Source organism: Asticcacaulis solisilvae (assembly GCF_017875235.1).
GTDB lineage: Bacteria > Pseudomonadota > Alphaproteobacteria > Caulobacterales > Caulobacteraceae > Asticcacaulis > Asticcacaulis solisilvae_A.
Window position 1 is genome coordinate 102954 of record NZ_JAGGMI010000003.1, and the last position, 19899, is coordinate 122852.

Here is a 19899-nt window from a genome sequence, read left to right on the forward strand (position 1 = left end):
ACGGAGTCAAGCCTGTGGATCACAATATGACGATCGGCGCCCTGGCGCGCGAAGGCGGCGTGGGGGTCGAGACCGTGCGCTACTACCAAAGGCGCGGCCTGCTGGACACGCCCGATCGCAGCGGCGGCAACGCCCTGTCGGGCGGGGTGCGGCGCTATGGCCCGGGCGACCTGCGCCGCCTGCGCTTTATCCGTCAGGCGCAGGCCTCGGGCTTTACGCTCGAGGAAATAGGCGAATTGCTGGCGTTGGACGCGGGACATGACCGGCCGCGCGCCCAGGCCTTGGCAACCGCGCGCATCAAGGCGCTGGACGCCAAAATCGCGGAGTTACAGGCGGCGCGGACGGCGTTGCAGAAGCTGGCGCAGGACTGCGCGCATTCCGACGGCCCCTGCCCGATCATTTCAGCGTTTGAGGCCTAGGCGCGCATGCCCATCGCCGGCGGAAAGACACCATCGGGTGGCGTTTCCACCGGCACCGGCGCGTAGTGGGCGAATCCCGAGACGTAACGGGCGCGGCCACCGGACATGGCTGTCAGGACGTTGCGGTACCCAAGCAGGCCAGCCAGGGGAATCTCGGCGAGGATGTCCATGGCGCCCCCGCGCATGGGCTTGTCTCGCACCACGCCGCGACGGTCGCCAAGATCGGCGATGATCGCAGGCAGGCAATCCGGTGGCGCTTGGATCCTGACCGTCATGATAGGTTCGAGCAATGCCACCACGTCCTTGTCGCGCAATTTTTCGAAGGCTTCACGTGCCGCGATCTCGAAGGCCTCAGGCGACGAGTCCAGATCGTGATAGGCGCCGTCGAACAGCGTCGCCTTGAATGCGACCACCGGAAAGCCAGCGATCAGCCCGTCATAGCGGGCGGCGTCCAGCCCCTTGAAAACCGCCGGGATATAATCTCCGGGCACCGCTCCGCGCATGATGGCATTTTCGAACGTGAAGCCGGTGCCAGTCTTGCACGGTTCGAAAGCCAGCACGACGCGGGCGAATACGCCTCCGCCACCGATAAGCTTCCTGTAGGTGTGATCGATGACAATCCGGCGCGTAAGGGTCTCACGATAGGCGACCTGCGGCGCACCAAAATCGGCTTCGACCTTGCCCTGCCCCTTCAGTGCCGTGATTACCCGGTCGAGGTCCGCTTCGTCATCGCCTTCGAGGACCGCCTCGCCAGTCTGGTCGTCCAGAGCGAGGAAAAAGCTCGCCTCCACGTCCAGCCTTACCTTCAGCACCTCCGCCAGTTTTTCCGCATCCGCAGGTGATTTCGGCCGGATCGTTACGGTCAGCAATGGCCAGACGAAGGCGTCCAGGGTCGGTTCGAGCGGGATTTCGGTCATGTCCGTTCTCCGGTTTCCTGTCGGCAAGGAATTAGCCGCCCCTCATGCATCACAAGGATATAGCACCTGCTGCCGCTTTTTCGCGACTCAAAGCATGATAAGGCGGCATGGACTATTACTACGCCCATATCGACACGCCCGTGGGCCGGGCGGCGCTCACCGCCAATAGTGACGGCGCATTGGTCGAATTCTACTTCCTCAATGAGGACAGTCTTAAACCGAAATTGGGCGTGCCGGGCGTGGCTGTGCTTGCGCCCGACCGCTTGCGCGATGCCGAACACCAGATAACCGAATATTTCGCCGGCAAGCGCAGGACGTTTGATTTGCCGGTTAAACCTGCGGGCACACTTTTCCAGCAGAAGGTGTGGCGGGCCCTGTGCGACATTCCGTTCGGCCAAACCATCTCCTATCAGCAGTTGGCGATCACCGTCGGCGACATCAACGCCATGCGCGCGGTGGGCGCCGCCAACGGCAAAAACCCGGTGTCCCTGGTCATTCCGTGCCACCGCGTCATCGGCAAGAACGGCAGCCTGACCGGCTATGGCGGTGGTCTGCCGCTCAAGAAATGGCTGCTGGCATTTGAATCGCCGCAATCCACCTTGTTGTAGCTGCGGCAATTTAGCCGTCGTAAAACGCATCTGGCTGGCTTAGAAGGTGTCAACGACATCGGGGCCGATCATGTTGAAATCCTGGAAAGCCGTTTGTTTCCTGCCCGTCCTGGCCTTAACCGCCTGTGGGCCGCGCGGCGCCGACAATGACGGCGGCGAAGCGATCCAGCTGGCCGCGCCCATCGTCTATACGGACGCCGAAAAGGCCGAAATCCTGAAGACGTTTCCCGCGCCCTACGACACCGCCGACCTCGCCGCCGGCGAAAAGCAGTTCAACAAGTGCCGCGCCTGCCATACCATCACGCCCGACGGCATGAACATGTCCGGCCCGCACCTGTTCGGCGTCTTTGGCCGCAAGGCCGCGACGGCAGCGGGCTATCCCTATTCCGAAGCCATGCGCAAGCATGCGGTGGTGTGGGATTATGCGACTTTGGACACTTTCCTCACGGCGCCTCAGGCGACGGTCAAGGGCACCAAGATGGGCTATCCTGGCATCAAGGACGACACCGACCGCCGCAACCTGATCGCCTATATCCGGCTGATGTCCGCGCCGAAGGCAGGCGCTCCGGTGTCCGCCGAGAGCGCTTCGGCTGCGGAATAGTTTGTCCACAGCCTCAAAATCCAGCCTGGATCTGCCGGGCAACCGCCGGATAAGCGCCGTATGATCACGCCTTCGGCTTTGGTGGGTCGCGCTCGAAAATGTCCTCGATCTTGCAACCGAACGCATCGGCGATGGCAAAGGCCAGCGACAGCGAAGGGTCGAAGTGGCCATTCTCAATCGAGATGATGGAGTTGCGGGAGACGCCGACCTGTGCCGCCAGTTCCGCCTGGCTCCATCGGCGCTCCGCGCGCAGCACCCGGATCCTGTTTTTCATGCGAGGTCGCGGGGGCCGCGCGACTTCCAGGCCGTCCACGCGACGCTGAGCACGGCGGTGCAGACGAGCTGCGCGACAACCGTCGCCATGAAGCCAAAGGTAAACGTAATCAGCACCAGCGTCGGGTCCGGATCCGGCACCTTGGTCCAGCTCGCAACCCAGACGGTGATCAGATCCCGGATGGGCGGCACGGCAAGAAGCAGCGCCACGAGGCTTGCGCCGGCGGTCCAGCCCCATTGGCTGGAAAAGCGCGCATTGCTCCGGTTCCATTCGTCGACGCCGCGGTCGTGGAGAATGGCAAGGATAAAGCTGGCCACGACCGTAAGCGCCGCGGCAATGCCCGTGAGCAGGAACACCACTGCGTCCGGTTGCTCGGCGAGCCACGGCATGGTTGCGACAACGCAGATCGGCGGAATGATCATAAGCCCGAAAAGCAGCGCCTTGGGCAAACTGGATTGGCGTTGGGTAGACATTCGCGTGCCTCCTGAATGATGGCGCCCTGAAACAGGATCGCACAGTATGTTTGGCATAATGCAAAGTTAACTTTGCATATTGGAGAAAGACTGTCAAGCGGTGTGCAGGACCTATGATGCAGTCCGGCAGGCAGCAGGCACTATGATGCGCTACTTATCGACTGAAGGGAGCACTCCAGTGGCAAGCGAGCGCGTGCCGGAGTGCAGTGAAATTTTAGACCGCGTACCCCGGCATTTCGCGGTCCAGCCGCCGGATCAGACCCGGCCAGACCAGCACACCGACAAAGCCCACGCCCGCGGCCAATGGCGCGACCTTGTCCTGCACCTCTTGTCCGACTTCCAGCACACGGTCACGGCCGGCGCTCAGGGCCGCGATCTGCTGGCGGCAGGCCTGTTCGAGGAAATAGATGGCGGTGAACGCTTCTCCCGCCGTCCCGCCCCAGGCCAGCGCGCCATGATTGCGTAGCATCAGGAAGCGCTTTGTGCCGATATCGGCCACCAGCCGCTCGCGCTCATCCAGTTCCAGCGCCACCCCTTCATAGTCGTGATAGGCCAGTTGCGGCCGGATCAGCAGCGCGTTCTGGGTCAGCGGCAACAGGCCTTCGGTCTGCGCCGACACGCCGGTCATGGCGTCAGTGTGCAGGTGAATGACGCAGTGCGCGTCCTTGATGGCGCCGTGAATGGCGCTGTGGATCGTGAAGCCCGCCGGATTGACCATGGCGCCTGAGCCATCGACCACGCGGCCATCGCCGTCGATCTTGACCAGGCTTGATGCCGTCATCTCGGCGAAGAAGACGCCGTAGGGATTGATCAGGAAGTGGTCGGTCTCGGACGGCGCAAAGCTGCCGTCGGCCTGTTTGACCAGCGAATCCCTGGCCGGCACGCGCGACGAAATGTGGGTGAAGATCAGATCGTCCCAGCCATAGAGCGCCACGGCCCGATAGAGCGCCGCCAGGTCGCAGCGCAGCTTCCATTCGGCTTCGGACACGCCGGGGCGCGTGGGGGTCTGGGTATCGGGCATGGCGTTTCCTTTTTTGGCATTAGGCGCGCGATTTTACCCCCGCGCAAATCATTTCTGCGCGTAAATCCTTTTGACGTAAGGGAAGGCGGGCTCTCTTCTTATACCTATCCGCGCTACGGGGAGGTATAGTTTGCCTTAGTTCACCGGCGTCACGAACAGGCGGCCTTCCTGGACCTCATCGATGACCACGCGGTCGGCCTTTTTGAGCACGGCGTCCCCTGCCCCCGCCTTGAGCACGGCCGGCCACTCGACACCTTCGAAGCTGACCCGGCCGGTGCGCTCACCGCCCGCGACGATTTCGAAGCCGCTCAACACCTCAGCCTGCTTGCCCAGCAGCCGGTCATTGGGCGCATTGACGTCGGGCCCGGCACCGGGGACCTTCATGAACTTGCGCGTCATCAGCGACATGACGAGGCTTAAAGTGGCAAAGGTGATGACCTGCGCGACGATGCCGAACGGCAGGCCGGTCAGGCAGACGACCGCCACCACGCCGGCCGAGGCCGCCGACCACAGAAGCCATTGCGTGCCTAAGAACACCTCGACGCCCAGCAGCAGGATGCCCAGGGTCAGCCAGATCCAGAAGGCCTGGGTGCCCATCGGTCCCATCAGGAAGATCGTGACCATATCCATCTCGGGTCTCCCGTCAGGTCGTCGGAACGCTGGTCTTGCGCGGCGGCTGGGCCGGCTGCAGTTTCGGTCCGCCGCTGCCCCCCGATTGGATCAGTTCGGTGACGCCGGTAATGGCGCCGGCCAATGACGACAGGTCGGCCGGCACGATCAGCGTCTTGGTGTTGTTCGACTCGGCGAACTTGCCGAAGGCCTCGACGTATTTCTGCGCCACGAAGTAGTTGATGGCGTTGACGTCGCCCTTGGCGATGGCCTGCGACACCAGGTCGGTGGCGGTCGCCTCGGCCTGGGCGGCGCGTTCGCGGGCTTCGGCGTCTCTAAAGGCGGCTTCGCGGCGGCCTTCGGCTTCGAGGACAGTCGCCTGCTTCAGCCCCTCGGCGCGGGCGATCGCCGCCTGCTTTTCGCCGTCGGCCTCGATGATCAGGGCGCGGCGCTCGCGCTCGGCCTTCATCTGGCGCGCCATGGCGTCGGTGATATCCGCCGGCGGCTTGAGGTCCTTGATCTCGATGCGGTTGACCTTGATGCCCCACGGCGAGGTGGCGTGGTCGATGACGTTCAGGAGGCGCGAATTGATCGAGTCGCGCTGCGACAGCACCTCGTCCAGTTCCATCGAACCTACGACGGTGCGCAGGTTGGTCATGGCCAGTTGAGTGATGGCGTTGTCGAGATTGTCGACGCGATAGGCGGCTTCGGCGGCGTTCATCACCTGGACGAAGACGATGCCGTCGACGCGGACATTGACGTTGTCCTTGGTGATCACGTCCTGCTGCGGCACGTCGAAAACGCGCTCCATCATGTTGACGCGGCGGCCTATGGTTTCGATGAAAGGCGTCAGGAAGCTGATGCCGGGCTTGAGCGTGCGCATGTAGCGGCCGAACCGCTCGACGGTGAATTCGTAGCCCTGCGGCACGATCTTCACGATCGAAAAGACGATAAACAGCGCCAGGACGAACAGGATACCGATGAAAATGCTGACAACCATCTTTAGCCCCCGTAAACGGCCACGGGTCTGATGCCCGTCCGTGCCCGGATTATAACGGGAATCGGGACGCAGGCCACGATGATTTTCGTGTGGAGGACTGCACGCGACAGCGGCATAGTCACACGCACCGCGCAATACCCCTCCACCGCCTTCGGCGGTTCTCCTTCCTGTGCGCAGCATGGGGTATAGCGCCAGCGAAAGTATAGCTTTCGCCAGCGCCGTCTTAGCTCCGCCACATGTTAGAGGAAACCGACTACGCCGTCTTCGCCATCGGCGCGGGCGCCGCGCCCTGCTCCGTATCGATATGCAGCAGCGAGGTCACCGTATCGATCAGCTTGTCCATGATGATCGGCTTGGAGATGTGCGCGTCCATGCCCGCCGCCAGGCAGGCGTCGATCTGCTCGGGCATGGCGTCAGCCGTCAGCGCGACAATCGGCACGTGATGGCCGGCCGCTTCAGTCTCGCGGAACAGCCGCGTGGCGTCGATCCCGCCCAGGCGCGGCATGTTGATGTCCATCAAGACCAGGTCGAAGTTTTCCATGTGGGCGTCCAGCGCCTCCTGGCCGTCGACCGCCTCGGTGATCTCGAAGCCGAACGGCTCCAGGAACAGGCGAGCGACCTTGCGGTTCACCGGGTGGTCGTCGACCAGCAGGATGCGGTAGCCGCGCGTGTGGTCCGACTGGGCTTCCGGCTCAGGCTCGGGCGCGCGGGCCGGCGTGTTGACGACCTCGCCGGCGTGGAATGTCATGACGAAGATCGAGCCCACGCCCTCCTCGCTGGTGACGCTGAGCGTGCCCTGCATCAGTTCGGTCAGGCGGCGGCTGATGCTGAGGCCCAAGCCCGATCCGCCATACTTGCGCGCCGTGCCGGCGTCGGCCTGGGCATAGGCTTCGAACAGCTTGTCGACCGTGGCGCGGCTCATGCCGATGCCGGTGTCGCGAACCTCGACGCGCACCAGGTAACCCGGGCGGTCCTCATATGGCGTGGCCGAGGCGACGACACGGATCGTCCCGCGTTCGGTGAACTTGGTGGCGTTGGACACCAGGTTCGACAGGCACTGATAGACGCGCAGCACGTCGAACATCATCGGCGCCTGCGCGCTGTCGTCGATGTCGTAGCGCAGCGCCACCGGCTTGTCCTCGACGGTCGGGATATAGGTGTTGATGACGCGCTCGATCATGTCCTTCATCGATGCGGCCGTCGGCGCCAGCTCGACCTTGCCGGCCTCGATGCGCGACATGTCGAGCACGTCATTGAGCAGGACCATCAGGGTCTCGCCCGACTCGATCAGGATATCGACCTGGCCGTGCTGCTCGTCGTTGAGCTTGCCCTTGCGCAGGGCCTGGGCCATGCCCAGCACGCCATTCAGCGGCGTGCGCAGTTCATGGCTCATCACCGCCAGGAAGCGCGACTTGGCAGCATTGGCGGCCTGGGCATGTTCGTGGGCGTCCCTGAGCTGCCATTGCATGCGGCGCATGCGCATGACCCAGACGATGCTGACCGCGGCCAGCGCCGTCAGCAGCAGGCCGATGGCCACCGCAAGCACCAGCATGATCCGCTGCATCTCGACCTGCTTGTTGAGCAGGCGGCTTTCGGCGGTCTTGCTGTCGAGCTGCTTGCGCAGGGTGCGGTACATGTCCTGGATCGCGGCGATGCGGCGCTGATCGGCCTGGCGCTGCATCGGCAGGGTCAGGTCGCCGAGCGCCTGGAAGGCCGCATCCGAATGCCCCTCCGCCGACTTCAGATAGGCTTCGATGTAACGCGTGAACAGCGGATCCGGCGAGATCATGGTTGCCGGCAAGGCATTCAGACGATCCAGCGACTGACGCGCCTGAAGGACGCGGCCCTCGCGGGCATAGGCCTTTGTGAGAAGCCTGAGCTGAAAGGCATCATAGCCCGTGGCGATCAGGCCCCGCGCCACCGATGTGCCGCTCAGGCAATCGATCACGGCGCGGTAATGTTCGGCCTTGTCCTCGACGATCGCGCACAGCTGCTGGCTCCACGGCTTCAGCTCGCTAATATCGTGTTTTGCCACTTCGTCAGCATAAAGCTTCTGCAGTGACGATGCGAGGGTGATGTTGTTGTCCTGCGCCGCGAAGTAGGCCAGGTCGTAGACCAGGTCTATCTGCTGCTGATAAAAGGCGTTGTGTTGCGCCAGCCGCGCCGCTGCGAGCATGTGGGACGCGTATGCGGTGTTGTCGCCGACCCGGAGCATGTTGTAGGCCATGGCCTGCTGCGCGGCCATCATCAGGCCCTGCGCCTTGCTGCCCTCGCTCGGGAGGCGCAGGACAAGGGCGTCGCCAACATCGATGGCTTCGGCCCAGTTGCCCTGATATTGCAGCGTCCGCTGGCGCTCCAGCATGACGATATTTTGCAAGGCGACACTGGAGGCCGATTGATAGTCCCGCCAGTCGGCGTCCTTCAGCAGCGTATAGCCGCCGATCTCGTTCTGGTAGGCCTGGTACATGAACCGCGCCAGCAGGTCGAGGCGGCTGTCGCGCTCCTTTTGCGCCAGACCCAGCAGGCGATTGTGCCAGGCCTGCATCTTGGCTTCGTTCTGGAAGGTCTTATAAGCGAAAAGGACGCGCCACAGGGCATAGAGGCGCTCATCGCCCGACATGCTCATGGCCTTGACGCCATAGTTTTCGATTTCGTTTTCGCTGTAGGCAAAAGGCAGGCTGGCGACCTGGGCCTGGATGCCATTCAGACTCTGCACATAAGCCTGGCTGTCCTCCGCGACCACGGGAGCAGCATGTACCTGTGCTGGCTGCGCCACGCAGAGTCCAACCGCCAGTGGCAGTATAAAACCGCGTAAACCCTTCACCCAACCACCGTCTCTATATGAGCGACTCATGTCGCCTCCTGAGTACCATCAGGGGCGTGTTAAATCACAAAGACATTAGGATTGGCTTAAACCGCGTCGGGACTTCCGGATTTCCGGAGATAAAGTGACGGGTAAGAGCAAATGCGTCTTACCCGTTGGGCATTACTTACCAGCCACCGCAGGCCTTCACGGTGCAGACCGGCGGAACGGCAGCAGCTTGACCAGCAGCCGCGGCGACACCCAGGACGGAAACCAGAGCGGCGACCGTGATAACAAACTTCTTCATGACTGTACTCCTGATAATAGACTCACCAAAACCCGGAGGTTCAACTTGCTGTTGACCTCCTTCTTTCCTTGCGGACGCCAATTCCCAATGCCGGCCGAGGCCGTTGTCATAAAAAATTCGCACCGAATGGTAACCTTAAGCAAAGGTTTGCATATATGGTTACCATTAACGGAACTTTAACCACAAAATAAAAAATCCATCAAGACGAGAATCTGAATCGGTGTAAAAATTTGCGTGAGGCGGGGCGGGACACGAATTCTGTTGCAGAATGAACCACTCGCCCGGCTGAAAATTGCCGTCAGGACATATCGCGCGTTCGGCGAATTATGGTCCGCGATTTTTGCAAAACATCAATGATATCATCGCGGCTGACCGTTAACAGCGCATCATTAATGGGAACGAAGCGCGCCTCGTCGGCGTCGTCGCCGGCCCTGGGCTCTCCCGCCACCCAATGCGCGGCATAGTCGATCAACACATAATGGAATTCGGCCTCAAGGATTTCATACACTTCAACCAGGCCGGCCATCTCCGCCGTCACGCCGGTCTCCTCCAGGAGTTCGCGCAAGGCCGCGTCCGCCAGGGCCTCGCCCAACTCCACCTTGCCGCCGGGGATCGACCATTCGCCCTGGCGTGGCGCCCTGCCCCGCTTGATCAAGAGCACCTCATCGCCGCGCCAGCACACGACGCCGACGCAGGGAATGGGATATGAACGCTGCTGGGTTTCTTTAGGTTTTGTGGCTTGCAAAGGACGACTCGCTGATTTAACGCGACGTCACTGTTAATGGAGAGCCCCCGGATGTCCACCGCCACCGCCTTTGCCGAAGCGCCTGCCGTCGCAGCCGAAGTCATCGCGCAGATCAAGGCCGTCGTGGGCGATGCCGGCTGGAGCCAGGATCCGGGTCGCGTCGACCCCAAGCTGACCGAATGGCGCGGCAAGTGGAAAGGCCATACTCCCCTCCTCGTCCTGCCCAAGTCGACCGAAGAAGTCTCGAAGGTCGTCAAGATCTGCTACGACAATGGCGTGGCGATCACCCCCCAGGGCGGCAATACCGGGCTTGTGGGCGGCCAGATCCCGTTCGGTGAAATCCTCATTTCCCTTGAGCGCATGAAGACCGTGCGCGATGTCGCCCCGACCGACGACACCATGGTGCTGGAAAGCGGCCTGACGCTTCTGGAAGCCCAACAGATTGCCGAAGGCGCCAACCGCTATTTCCCGCTGTCGCTGGCGGCCGAAGGCACGGCCACGGTCGGCGGCGTCATCTCGACCAATGCCGGTGGCACGGCCGTGCTGCGCTATGGCGTGACGCGCGACCTGGTCTCCGGCCTCGAGGTTGTCCTGCCGACTGGTGAAATCTTCAATGGCCTGAAGCGCCTGCGCAAGGACAATACCGGCTATGACTTGAAGCAGATGTTCATCGGCGCCGAAGGGACGCTGGGCATCATCACCGCGGCGTCGCTGAAACTCTTCCCCATCATGAATTCGCGCAGTGTGGCGATCGTCGGCTTTGAGTCCTCCCAGAAAGCCATCGACCTGCTGGTCCGCGCCAAGCAGGAAACCGGCGGCACGGTCGAGGCCTTCGAACTTATGGGCCGCTATGGCCTGTCTCTTGTCCTCAAGCACATCCCCGATACGCGTGAGCCCTTGAGCGCCGAATATCCGTGGTACGCCCTGATCGAAGTCGCTTCGGGCGACCCAGAGGGTGCATCGGCGGCGATGGAACGCCTGCTGGAAGCGGCCTTCGAAGAAGAGCTGGTGCTCGACGCCGCCATCGCCCAGAACGAGACGCAGGCCGCCGAATTCTGGCGCCTGCGCGAAGACCACTCCGCCGCCGAAAAGGCCGAAGGCGCCGCCTGGAAACACGACGTGTCGGTGCCTTTGTCGCGCATGGCCGAATATATGGAAGAAGGCGATAAGGCGATCCAGGCGTTTCTGCCGGGCGCGCGCCTGGTGGCGTTCGGTCACGTCGGCGACGGCAATGTGCACTTCAATGTCATCCTGCCGGAAGGCATGGACGCGGGCGAATTCAACGCCATGCGCGATGCGGGTTCCAAGGTCGTCCACGACCTGGCGCACGCCTATGAAGGCTCGATCTCTGCGGAACACGGCCTCGGCCGCATGAAGACGCAGGAAGCCTTGCAATACAAGGACCCGGTGGCTGTCGCCGCGATGCAGGCGGTGCGTCAGGCATTGGACCCGAAGCGCATCATGAACCCGCACGTGTTGTTCTAAATTCTGTACCGCGCTTCGGTTCTTGTTTTGCGCCCTGAGCGGAATGTAAAAAGACCGCCCCGCACGAATGCGGGGCGGACAAGGTTCCGGAAAAGGCCTGGACGATGCGAGCCCCAAGGCTTGGGAGACTTGCGACATTGTAAGTCGCCTTGTCGCTCGCGGAGGCAGCCTTCTCCGGCAGGAAGCCTGCCTCTTAGAACTTACCCTTTAAGCCGAACGTGAAGTAACGGCCCATGTCGTCATGGAACGCAGCCGTTGGATAGGTGAGACCTGGGACACCAGCGCCTGGCATGAGTGGTGCGCGTGTGTCGCCAAGGTTGCTGATATTGATGAAGGCTTCGCTGCGGCCGCCCCGGAATGAGAAGGCCTTGCTGATCGTCAGGTCGACGACATTCATCGAAGGCAGGTAAGGGATGACATAGTTTTGATTATTGCTGGCCACTGAGGGGTCACTGGTGGCCTTTCTTGCCTTACCGATATATTGGTCCTGAACGGCCACCGTCCAGTCGCCGTCGACATAGGCCAGGAAGGTCGTCTGCCTGAACTCAGGTTGGAATGCCCATTGCTCGGCGGTTCCAGGGATATTGACCGTCGTGTTGGTGGGTTGGACGCTTATCAAGGTTCGCGCAGTAAAGCGACCTGGCAACCAGGACACGATATCTTCCATGCTCCATGCATAGTTTGCCTCGATATCATAACCACTGATCGTCGAGCTCGCCGCATTGAGAGGTGCACTGAAGATTTTCGTCGGGAAGTTCGCCGCGGTCTTGTAATTCGGATCCGATGGATCGGTAATCGGGCGAACGGCCAAAGAACAGAAGTTCGACGAGTAGGTCGGCGCGCTGGCGAGACACAGGTTTTGGATCGCCGCATTATTGTAGCTGATGTTCGTGATAGCGTCCTTCATATCCGTTTTGTAGTAATCAAACGACACGTTAAAGTTACGGATAAAGCTTGGCGTAAAGACGACACCAAGAGTTGTCGTGCGCGCGATTTCAGGCGTTAGGTTCGGATTACCCGAGACTTGAAACTGTGTATTTTGATTCAGCCCCGTCAAGAAATCCGAGAAGGTCGAAGCCGAAATACCCGCCGGTTGATAAAGGTCGTTCAGGTTGGGCGCCCGGATGTCGACCGACTGCGTGCCACGAACGTGGAACATCGAATTCAGATGCCAATCAAGACCCAGCTTCCAGGAATGAACGGCATCAAAGGTCGAATACTTGGTGTAACGACCAGCAGCTGCCAAGGTCAGATCATCAACAAGCGGCAAATCCTTCAACAAGGGAATGTTGAACTCAAGAGCGGCTTCGACGACGTCGTTCTTGGCATCCACCGGGTTGTTGACGTTTTGAATCCACAGGGCCGGCGCTGCACCCACGCCTGCCGAATTGCCGGTGGCCAGGCACAAGCGAAGACCGGTACAATTGACAAAATCCGTCGCCAGCGCATTGGTGGTCATCTCGTAGGTTGCGGTACGGGCATCGACCGAAATGTTGCCCCGGATGTTACCCGCCGGAAGACCGAAACCCAGGTCGCCGCCGATGGAGGCCCCGAAGTTCTGCATGGTCTGTTTCAGGGTCCAGTGCGTTTCCTGAACAAGATAATCATATGACGCCGCCGACGGGCCGTTCGGATCGACGATATTGGTCGGCACGCAGCCTGGATAGAGCGAGGCAAAGGCGGCCTGGGTCGAGACCCAGCACACGATTGTGCCGCTGACATTTACGCCATTTATCATCGTGCCCGAAGGCGCGATAACCGCGTCAAGCGAAGCCAGGAACCTGTCGTTGCGCTGGTTGTTCGGGTTCGAGACCGTCAGCTCGCTGGAGCTGTTGCTATAGAAGACATCCCAGTCAAAATTACCCAGCGTTCCCCTTAGACCGGTTTCAAAGTTGAAGCTTTTTTGATTCGACAGGGTCTTGTAGACGCGGCCTTGCGGACCGGCGTCCTGGCCGTCGATCTTGTTCCAGATATAGGAGGGAACAGAAAGATAAGGTGTCGAAGGCGGCGGTGGCGTGGTCGCGCCCGGCATGAGCGTGCCGTCGTAGCTATACCTGTCCTGGGCTGTCAGCGGGGGATTTGGCAGGCAGCGATAGCCGGCTGCCGCAGGGGTGCCGCAGGTTATGCCGGCACCCAGGGCCGCTTGAGATGCGGGTGACAGATACGGATTGTTGGCAAAGATCGTGCTTGGACGTCCTGAGCCGGACGAGCTCACAACCGTATTGACCCAATCCGACGAGACGTCGGCTTCAGCCAGGCTGATCTGGGCATAACCATGGACATTATCAGAAAAATCATAGTCAAACCGGCTGAAGGATTCCTTCATCTCAAGACCTGAGCGGAAGGTGCCGAATTTGACGTAACCACCGTTGCCGCCGCTATCAATGGTGCCGCTTCCCGTAGGCGTGCCGCGCGTCAGCGGGCCAAAATTGCCGGGCGAAGTGACGGTGTAGCCATTGAGCGCGCAGGCTGAGCCGCAGTTTACAATGCCGGTCATCGGCTGGTTGTTGACGCGCGCATAGGGCGTATTGGTAAATGGATTCGAGGCCGATCCGTTACCCGTCAGAAACCAAACCTGTCCATCCTTGGCGTAAGGACGATCCGTATTGAGGATCTTGTCCTGGTGGCGGTAGCGGAAGGAGGTCTCAAAATGCCCACGCCCGTCAAGAAGTTCCGTACCCCAAGCGGCTGCGATGGAATGTTGACGTCCATCACCATAGCCGGAAATGCCGGTATCGACCTTATATTTGAAGCCGTTAAAGTTTTCGTCGATGACAAAGTTGACCACACCAGAGACGGCATCCGAACCATAGACGGCCGAGGCGCCGCCAGTAACGATGTCAACACGCTTCATCAGGATTTGCGGCAGGACGTCGATATTGACCGTACCGTCCTGATTGTTCGGCGCGACGCGGTGACCGTTGAACAGCACAAGCGTGCGCGAAGGGCCGAAATTGCGCAACGCCAGGACGTTGCCGCCGTTGTTATTGGCGCCGTTGCCCTGGTTGCGCGGCGTGCGCCCGCCAATGATCTGCGGCAGCTTGTTCAGCGCATCCGGAATGTCGCTGGGTGTCGTCTGGCTAAGTTGTTCCGTGGTGACCGCGGTGATCGGCGTCGGTGATTTTTCGTTCGTCCGGATAACGCGCGAACCGGTCACCACGACGACCTCAGAGTCATTACCCGGTTGCGTCTCCGCCGAGACAGCGCCGGCCGTAGTCTCCTGGGAGAACGCGACCAGAGGGAATGCGCAACCGCAAATGATGGCGGCGCCCGATGCGCCGTAAAGCATGGCCTTTAGAGTTTTCATGGTTTCCCCTGCATTTTATGCGTGGTTTGCTTTGGGGATTTGGCGCATCCCGGCCATATACTTATTTTATTTTTCACAAATAAGTATAACACCAACTTTAATTGGCAAAATCCCGTTCTTTGTACGCTTTTTACTAACAGACTCAGGCGCGCATTTTCGGCAGGTGCTGGCGCCACACAGCCTGGGCCATCAGACACACGCTTCGTTGTGATGTCCGACTTGCAAAAATCCGCTCATAAAGTCTGACTGTATATATGATCCATAACCATGATATTCGTCAACGTGAAATCTTTTTCCATGGATGGAATCTGAAAAATTTGGCAGATACAGTGATATTTATCAGGTAACTATATGAAATTAAACGATAAAATATTTTAATACCAGAGACTACGCGACGAGTGACATTGGAAATATATGTTGGCTTTTAGAGAGGATGGAATTAATAGTCTGCCTTTAATGTGCAAATAGTCTGATCTTTTTCAACGGACATCAGAAAATCACGGGCGGATTCAACGCCATCATGCCAAGGCAACGCTGTTCTGTATTTTTCTTCCGAATACATGCTGCGCTGCGAAAGATTTGTCGATCAGCTTAAACCTGCGCCCCCGCGCGCAGGCAACCGCGCGGCGTGGCAGTGAGGCGCACGCGATTCGGCGGCCCTGAAGTCCAAGCGTGCATATGGCTTTTGCCCCTGCGGAGACAGGTTATCGATCCAGGTGTCAACGATGCAGATAACAACAGATAAGCTCGACAAACGCCGCCAGGCCGTCATCTGGGACAGGGCGCCGGGCAAGCGGGCCGAGCCGGGCCCCCGCGCCGCTTCACCGCTTCACATGCTGCTGGCACAGAAGCTCGCGCACGAAATCGTCTCCGGGCAGCGCCTGCCGGGAGATGTCCTGCCGACCGAGCTCGACATGTCGATTTCCCTGGCGATATCGCGGACCGCGGTGCGCGAGGCCATACGCATTCTTTCGGCAAAGGGCCTTGTCGAACCCCGGCCAAAGCGGGGAACCTGCGTAACCGAAAAGACCAGCTGGAACCTGCTTGATCCGGACGTCATCGGCTGGATGTTCGCCGACACGCCCGAAGACCGCCTGGTTCGCAACCTGTTCGAACTGCGGCTCATTATCGAGCCGGCGGCCGCCAGTCTCGCGGCGCAGAGGCGCACCGTCACGCATCTCGCCGCCATGTCCAACGCGCTGGACGTCATGGCCCAGGCTACGCTTTTTACCGAAGCGGGGCGGCAGGCCGACAAGGACTTTCACGCGGCATTACTGGCGGCGGCGGACAACGATCAGCTGGCGTCGCTGAATGCGTCTATCGGCGCGTCGGTGGCCTTGTCCACCCGCTACAAGATCGCGCAGGACGTCCTTGGGCCCAATCCGGTTCTGGCCCACAGAGTCGTCTACGACGCCATAGCGTGCGGAGACGCGGCCGAAGCGCGCTGGTGCATGGAATCCCTTATCCGCCAGGCAATGAAGGATATCGTCAAACGCCCGCAATATGGAGCGATGGATAGTTTTAGCCCTTGACCGCCGCCTCGATCCTGGCGACGTCGATCTTGCGCATCTCCATCATGGCTTCGAACGCGCGTTTGGCGACGTCGCCGCCCTTGGCCATGGCGTCGGTCAGGACGCGCGGCGTGATCTGCCAGGACAGGCCCCACTTGTCCTTGCACCAGCCGCAAGCGCTTTCCTTGCCGCCGTTGCCGACGATGGCGTTCCAGTAGCGGTCGGTCTCTTCCTGGTCCTCGGTGGCGATCTGGAAGGAAAACGCTTCGCTGTGGTGGAAGGTGTCGCCGCCGTTCAGCCCGAAGCACGGAATGCCGCAGACGGTGAATTCGACGGTCAGGACCTGGCCGGCCTTGCCGCTCGGAAAGTCGGAGGGCGCGCGGTTGACCGAAGTGACTTCGCTGTCGGGAAAGGTCTCGGCGTAAAAGCGCGCGGCCTCTTCCGCGTCCTTGTCGTACCACAGGCAGATCGTGTTCTTGTTCTTGGGGTTCATGGCGGCGCTCCTCTGGGTTTCACGGCGGGATAGACCAGGCTGGCATAAAAACCCAATGCGTGCCACCACATGTCAGTGGCCTTGCCCGGTTCGGTACTGACTGATAGAGCAGCGCAGCCAGAAGACCGCGGTTAAGGAGCCAATATGATCGTCCCCAAAGGCCTGTCCGCCTTTCCGATTACGCCGTGCACCCCTGACGGCCAGGTCATCGAAACCGATCTGCGCCGCATCCTCGGCCGATTGACGGCGGCGCGCGTCCAGTCGATCGGCCTGCTCGGCAGCACCGGCACCTACATGTATCTGACGCCACAGGAACGCAGACGGACGCTCGATATCGGCCTGGACGCGGCGGGCGACATACCGGTCGTGGCCGGCATAGGGGCGCTCAGGACCGATGCGGCCGTGGGTTACGCCAGGGATGCGAAGGCGGCGGGCGCGAAAGCGGGTCTGCTGGCCGCCGTTTCCTACGCGCCGCTTAACCCGGACGAAGTGTTCGAACACTTCGCAGCGGTGGCGCGGGAGAGCGGCCTGCCCATCGTTATCTACGACAATCCGGCCGCCAGCCATTTCCACTTTTCGCCGGAGCTGATCGCGCGGCTGGCCCAGGTGCCGGGAATCAAAGCCATCAAGAATCCCGGCGGTGACGCCATCGCGCCGCACCTGGCCACGCAACGCTCAAGCCTGCCTGCGGATTTCTCAATCGGCTATAGCGGCGACTGGTTCTGCGCCGAGGCCATGATCGCAGGCGCCGACACCTGGTTCAGCGTGCTGGGCGGGATTTTGCCCGAGGCCTGCTTGAAGATCACCACCGCCGCCAGAACCGATCCGGGCGAAGCGCGCCGATTGAACGCGGCACTGGAACCGCTGTGGGTGCAGTTCCGCAAACATGGCGGGCTTCGGGTCGTCTATGCCATCGCCAATATGCTTGGCCTGACCGACGCTGCGCCACCGCGCCCAATCCTGCCCATTCCCGAGGCGGACCGCCAGACCCTGGCGACGGTTCTGGCCGGGCTATAAAAAAAACGCCGGCGGATGGGGTGATCCGACGGCGCTTCAAGTTGTCTTTGGTCAGTCTATCAATTCGTCTTGCCGGCCTTGGCTGAGGCATTGCCGCTGGCCGAGCCTGACGCCGTCGCCGTCACGGGCGAACCCGGAACGGAGACACTGTTGCGGGCGCTGTCGGCCAGGCCACGCGCACGGCCGGCGGCATTCCGCGCCGCTCCGGTGGCCGAGCCCACGACATTTTCCGTCCCCGTGACACCCAGATTGCCGCTGCCCTGGCCGGCCCCCGTCAGGCCCTTGTCGAGCGAAGCCGAGCCGGAGCCCGCGACATCGCCCGCCGCTTCGACGCCCTTGGCGGCGCCGGCGACGCCACGCGCATCGGCGCCGGTGGCCTCGATGACGCCGCGCGCCTGACCGGCGGTCGAGCGGGCACCTTGCGCGGTTGACTTCAGAGCGCCGGTCGCGCCGGAACTGTCGAGCGTAGCGTTACCAGCGGCATTGCCGGCCGCATTGCCAGCGACGTCCTGGCCCAGCAGGCCACCGGTCAGGCCGCCATTGGCGCCTGCCTGGCCACCGGCGCTGACCGGCTGCTGCGCGGTGCGGGCGGTGTCGCGGACCGTATCCCTGGCCCGATCGGTTTGCTGGCGCGCTTCGCGGGTGGCGCGATCCACCGTGCCGGTCACGTCACCGCCAAAGGCGCCCTGGCCCTGACCCGCGATCGAACCACCCAGGCTGCCCGCGCCGCCGCCGAGACCGCCGGTCAACCCACCGGTCAGCCCGCCCGAACCGCCCAGCAGTTGTGCGTTCGCCGAAAAAGCCACCAGCGAAGCCACGGCAGCCGTCGTAAAGAGTGTCTTGAGGTTCATTTTCGTCTCTCCTGTTGTTCATGGCCGTCTCTCACCGGCTCCACATCAGGATCAACGCCTGCCCTCCGGAATTTTCTCCATGGCGGACAACATTTTTTGAGAAATTTTTGTTATTTCTTCTTTTTCAATGATTTAAGATCAGGCCGAACGGTGCCGCCGACCAATCCCGCGCCATAAATATTGTCGCGGCCACGGGCGCCCAGGTCCAGTGCCTCGGCCACCAGCGCGGCGGCTGCGGCGCCCGCGCGCGCCGGATCCGGCCGGTCGTACTTGCGCGCCAGCAGGCCCGCCGCGATCGGCGCGGCAAAGGACGTCCCGCGCACACCGGCAAAGCCACCGCCGGGCGCGGCCGCGGCAATATCGGAGCCGGGCGCCGCCAGATCGACCTGCGCGCCCCTGCCCGCCTCCAGCAAGACCTTGTTGCGGCGGTCGACGCCGGTGACGCCGATGACGCCGTCGAACGACGCCGGATAGAGCGGTTTCGCGGCCGGGCCTTCATTGCCGACCGCCGCGACGATCAGATGGCCGCGCCTGACCATGGCCGCGACCGCCGCCTTCAAGGGCGCATTGGCCGGCCCGGTCAGGCTGATATTGATGACGCCCACGCGCTCCTTCGACAGCCAGTCGAGCGCCTGGATGATGGCCGAGGTCGAGCCGCCGGTGGGCTGATTGCAATAGACGTCGGCGACGATCAGTTCGGCGCCGGGGGCCGCGCCTGCAAAACCGTCCGAGCGCCCGACCAGCAGCGATCCCGTCGCCGTGCCGTGCGGGCTTGGAGCCGCTGTTCCCGCAAAGCCCTTCTGGATCACCTTCGCGCCGCGAAAGGCGGGATGTCCGGTATCGACGCCGCCGTCGATCAGCCCGACCCGGCCGCCGCCCGCGCCCGCCGCTGCGCCACCACCGCCGCTCCCCGATTGCGAGCCCAAATATATGTCGTTGAAATCGTAGGTGCCGTCGGGATCGAGCTTTTGCAGCGTCTGCAGAGCCTTCCTTGTGGAAAGCCCGCGCGGCGCAGCCAACACCACCAGCCGCGTGTCGAGCCCTTCCAGCACCTGTTCGCCGCCAACCGTGAAGCCGGCCTTTTCGGCCGCCGCCAGGGCTTCGGGCGTCGGCGCATAGGCCACGACCTGGTTGCGGACGATCAGGTCGCCGTCGGGATCGAGCTCCAGCACGTCGCGATGGCGGCGCAACAGGTCCTGGACCTGCTGGGCGCGCGGCAGGATGGCGCCGTCGAGCACGCCGCGCGTCGTATCCGTCACGCCGTCGAGCGTCCGCTCGACGGTTCCCGGCAGGTTGCGCACCACCGGAAGCGACGGCGACGGCAGGCCGCCAAGAAGCTGCGCCGAGGCGGGCGTGGCGGCGAAAACAGACAGCAGGATCAGGGTCGTGCGCATGGGCATCTCCGGTCTTTGCCAGTCTAACGCCTGACGCCCGCCTATTGCTGCAAAAAATTTTCGG

The 19899-nt window shown here is 61.9% G+C and carries 18 protein-coding genes; 6 read left to right on the forward strand and 12 right to left on the reverse strand.

Annotated elements, in window-relative coordinates:
• Nucleotides 1-14: 14 nt before the first annotated feature.
• Nucleotides 15-419: a MerR family transcriptional regulator gene (locus J2X24_RS06760; RefSeq protein WP_209718572.1), complete on the forward strand. Its 405-nt coding sequence runs from the start codon at nt 15-17 to the stop codon at nt 417-419.
• Here the strand turns inward: J2X24_RS06760 and J2X24_RS06765 are convergent.
• Nucleotides 416-1336, reverse strand: coding sequence for a translation factor GTPase family protein (locus tag J2X24_RS06765; protein ID WP_209718575.1), 921 nt, complete (start codon nt 1334-1336; stop codon nt 416-418). The two genes, J2X24_RS06760 and J2X24_RS06765, sit on opposite strands and share 4 nt — an antisense overlap.
• Before the next feature lie 107 nt (nt 1337-1443).
• Here J2X24_RS06765 and J2X24_RS06770 point away from each other — a divergent pair, with 107 nt between their 5' ends.
• Together J2X24_RS06770 and J2X24_RS06775 are read left to right on the forward strand one after the other, a co-directional pair.
• Nucleotides 1444-1944 (forward strand): methylated-DNA--[protein]-cysteine S-methyltransferase, encoded by a 501-nt coding sequence (locus tag J2X24_RS06770; protein WP_209718577.1) that lies wholly within the window; start codon nt 1444-1446, stop codon nt 1942-1944.
• 70 nt (nt 1945-2014) lie between these two features.
• Complete coding sequence (locus J2X24_RS06775) at nt 2015-2545, forward strand: c-type cytochrome (protein ID WP_209718579.1); 531 nt, start codon at nt 2015-2017, stop codon at nt 2543-2545.
• A gap of 64 nt (nt 2546-2609) precedes the next feature.
• On the opposite strand, the gene J2X24_RS06780 is transcribed toward J2X24_RS06775, so the two are convergent.
• The 7 genes from J2X24_RS06780 to J2X24_RS06810 form a co-directional block, all read right to left on the reverse strand.
• Complete coding sequence (locus J2X24_RS06780; protein WP_209718581.1) at nt 2610-2819, reverse strand: helix-turn-helix transcriptional regulator; 210 nt, start codon at nt 2817-2819, stop codon at nt 2610-2612.
• Nucleotides 2816-3292 (reverse strand): hypothetical protein, encoded by a 477-nt coding sequence (locus tag J2X24_RS06785; protein WP_209718583.1) that lies wholly within the window; start codon nt 3290-3292, stop codon nt 2816-2818. Before J2X24_RS06785 ends, J2X24_RS06780 begins: the two co-directional genes overlap by 4 nt.
• A gap of 214 nt (nt 3293-3506) precedes the next feature.
• Nucleotides 3507-4313 carry a class II aldolase/adducin family protein gene (locus tag J2X24_RS06790; RefSeq protein ID WP_209718586.1) on the reverse strand — a complete coding sequence of 269 codons (807 nt, stop codon included), beginning with the start codon at nt 4311-4313 and terminating at the stop codon, nt 3507-3509.
• A gap of 135 nt (nt 4314-4448) precedes the next feature.
• Nucleotides 4449-4943 (reverse strand): NfeD family protein, encoded by a 495-nt coding sequence (locus J2X24_RS06795; protein WP_245344505.1) that lies wholly within the window; start codon nt 4941-4943, stop codon nt 4449-4451.
• A gap of 13 nt (nt 4944-4956) precedes the next feature.
• A complete protein-coding gene (locus J2X24_RS06800; RefSeq protein ID WP_209718588.1) occupies nt 4957-5922 on the reverse strand; it encodes an SPFH domain-containing protein in 966 nt (321 codons plus the stop codon).
• A gap of 253 nt (nt 5923-6175) precedes the next feature.
• Entirely contained in the window at nt 6176-8698 is a 2523-nt protein-coding gene (locus J2X24_RS06805) for a hybrid sensor histidine kinase/response regulator (protein WP_310002660.1), read from the reverse strand.
• Between the two features lie 632 nt (nt 8699-9330).
• Nucleotides 9331-9777 (reverse strand): NUDIX hydrolase, encoded by a 447-nt coding sequence (locus J2X24_RS06810; RefSeq protein ID WP_209718595.1) that lies wholly within the window; start codon nt 9775-9777, stop codon nt 9331-9333.
• Between the two features lie 51 nt (nt 9778-9828).
• Between J2X24_RS06810 and J2X24_RS06815 the strand changes: the two genes are divergently transcribed.
• A complete protein-coding gene (locus tag J2X24_RS06815) occupies nt 9829-11262 on the forward strand; it encodes an FAD-binding oxidoreductase (protein ID WP_209718598.1) in 1434 nt (477 codons plus the stop codon).
• 193 nt (nt 11263-11455) lie between these two features.
• On the opposite strand, the gene J2X24_RS06820 is transcribed toward J2X24_RS06815, so the two are convergent.
• Complete coding sequence (locus J2X24_RS06820) at nt 11456-14569, reverse strand: TonB-dependent receptor domain-containing protein (RefSeq protein WP_209718601.1); 3114 nt, start codon at nt 14567-14569, stop codon at nt 11456-11458.
• A gap of 725 nt (nt 14570-15294) precedes the next feature.
• Here J2X24_RS06820 and J2X24_RS06825 point away from each other — a divergent pair.
• Nucleotides 15295-16101, forward strand: coding sequence for a FadR/GntR family transcriptional regulator (locus tag J2X24_RS06825; protein WP_209718604.1), 807 nt, complete (start codon nt 15295-15297; stop codon nt 16099-16101).
• Here J2X24_RS06825 and J2X24_RS06830 read toward each other — a convergent pair.
• Nucleotides 16091-16573: a VOC family protein gene (locus tag J2X24_RS06830; RefSeq protein WP_209718607.1), complete on the reverse strand. Its 483-nt coding sequence runs from the start codon at nt 16571-16573 to the stop codon at nt 16091-16093. The genes J2X24_RS06825 and J2X24_RS06830 overlap by 11 nt on opposite strands.
• 144 nt (nt 16574-16717) lie before the next feature.
• Between J2X24_RS06830 and J2X24_RS06835 the strand changes: the two genes are divergently transcribed.
• Nucleotides 16718-17590, forward strand: a complete 873-nt coding sequence (locus J2X24_RS06835) for a dihydrodipicolinate synthase family protein (RefSeq protein ID WP_209718610.1) — start codon at nt 16718-16720, stop codon at nt 17588-17590.
• A gap of 59 nt (nt 17591-17649) precedes the next feature.
• On the opposite strand, the gene J2X24_RS06840 is transcribed toward J2X24_RS06835, so the two are convergent.
• Both J2X24_RS06840 and J2X24_RS06845 read right to left on the reverse strand, forming a co-directional pair.
• Nucleotides 17650-18441, reverse strand: coding sequence for a hypothetical protein (locus J2X24_RS06840; RefSeq protein WP_209718612.1), 792 nt, complete (start codon nt 18439-18441; stop codon nt 17650-17652).
• 110 nt (nt 18442-18551) lie between these two features.
• The gene (locus tag J2X24_RS06845; protein ID WP_245344507.1) at nt 18552-19835 is read right to left on the reverse strand and encodes a S8 family serine peptidase; all 1284 of its coding nucleotides are present in this window, start codon (nt 19833-19835) and stop codon (nt 18552-18554) included.
• Between the last annotated feature and the right edge of the window lie 64 nt (nt 19836-19899).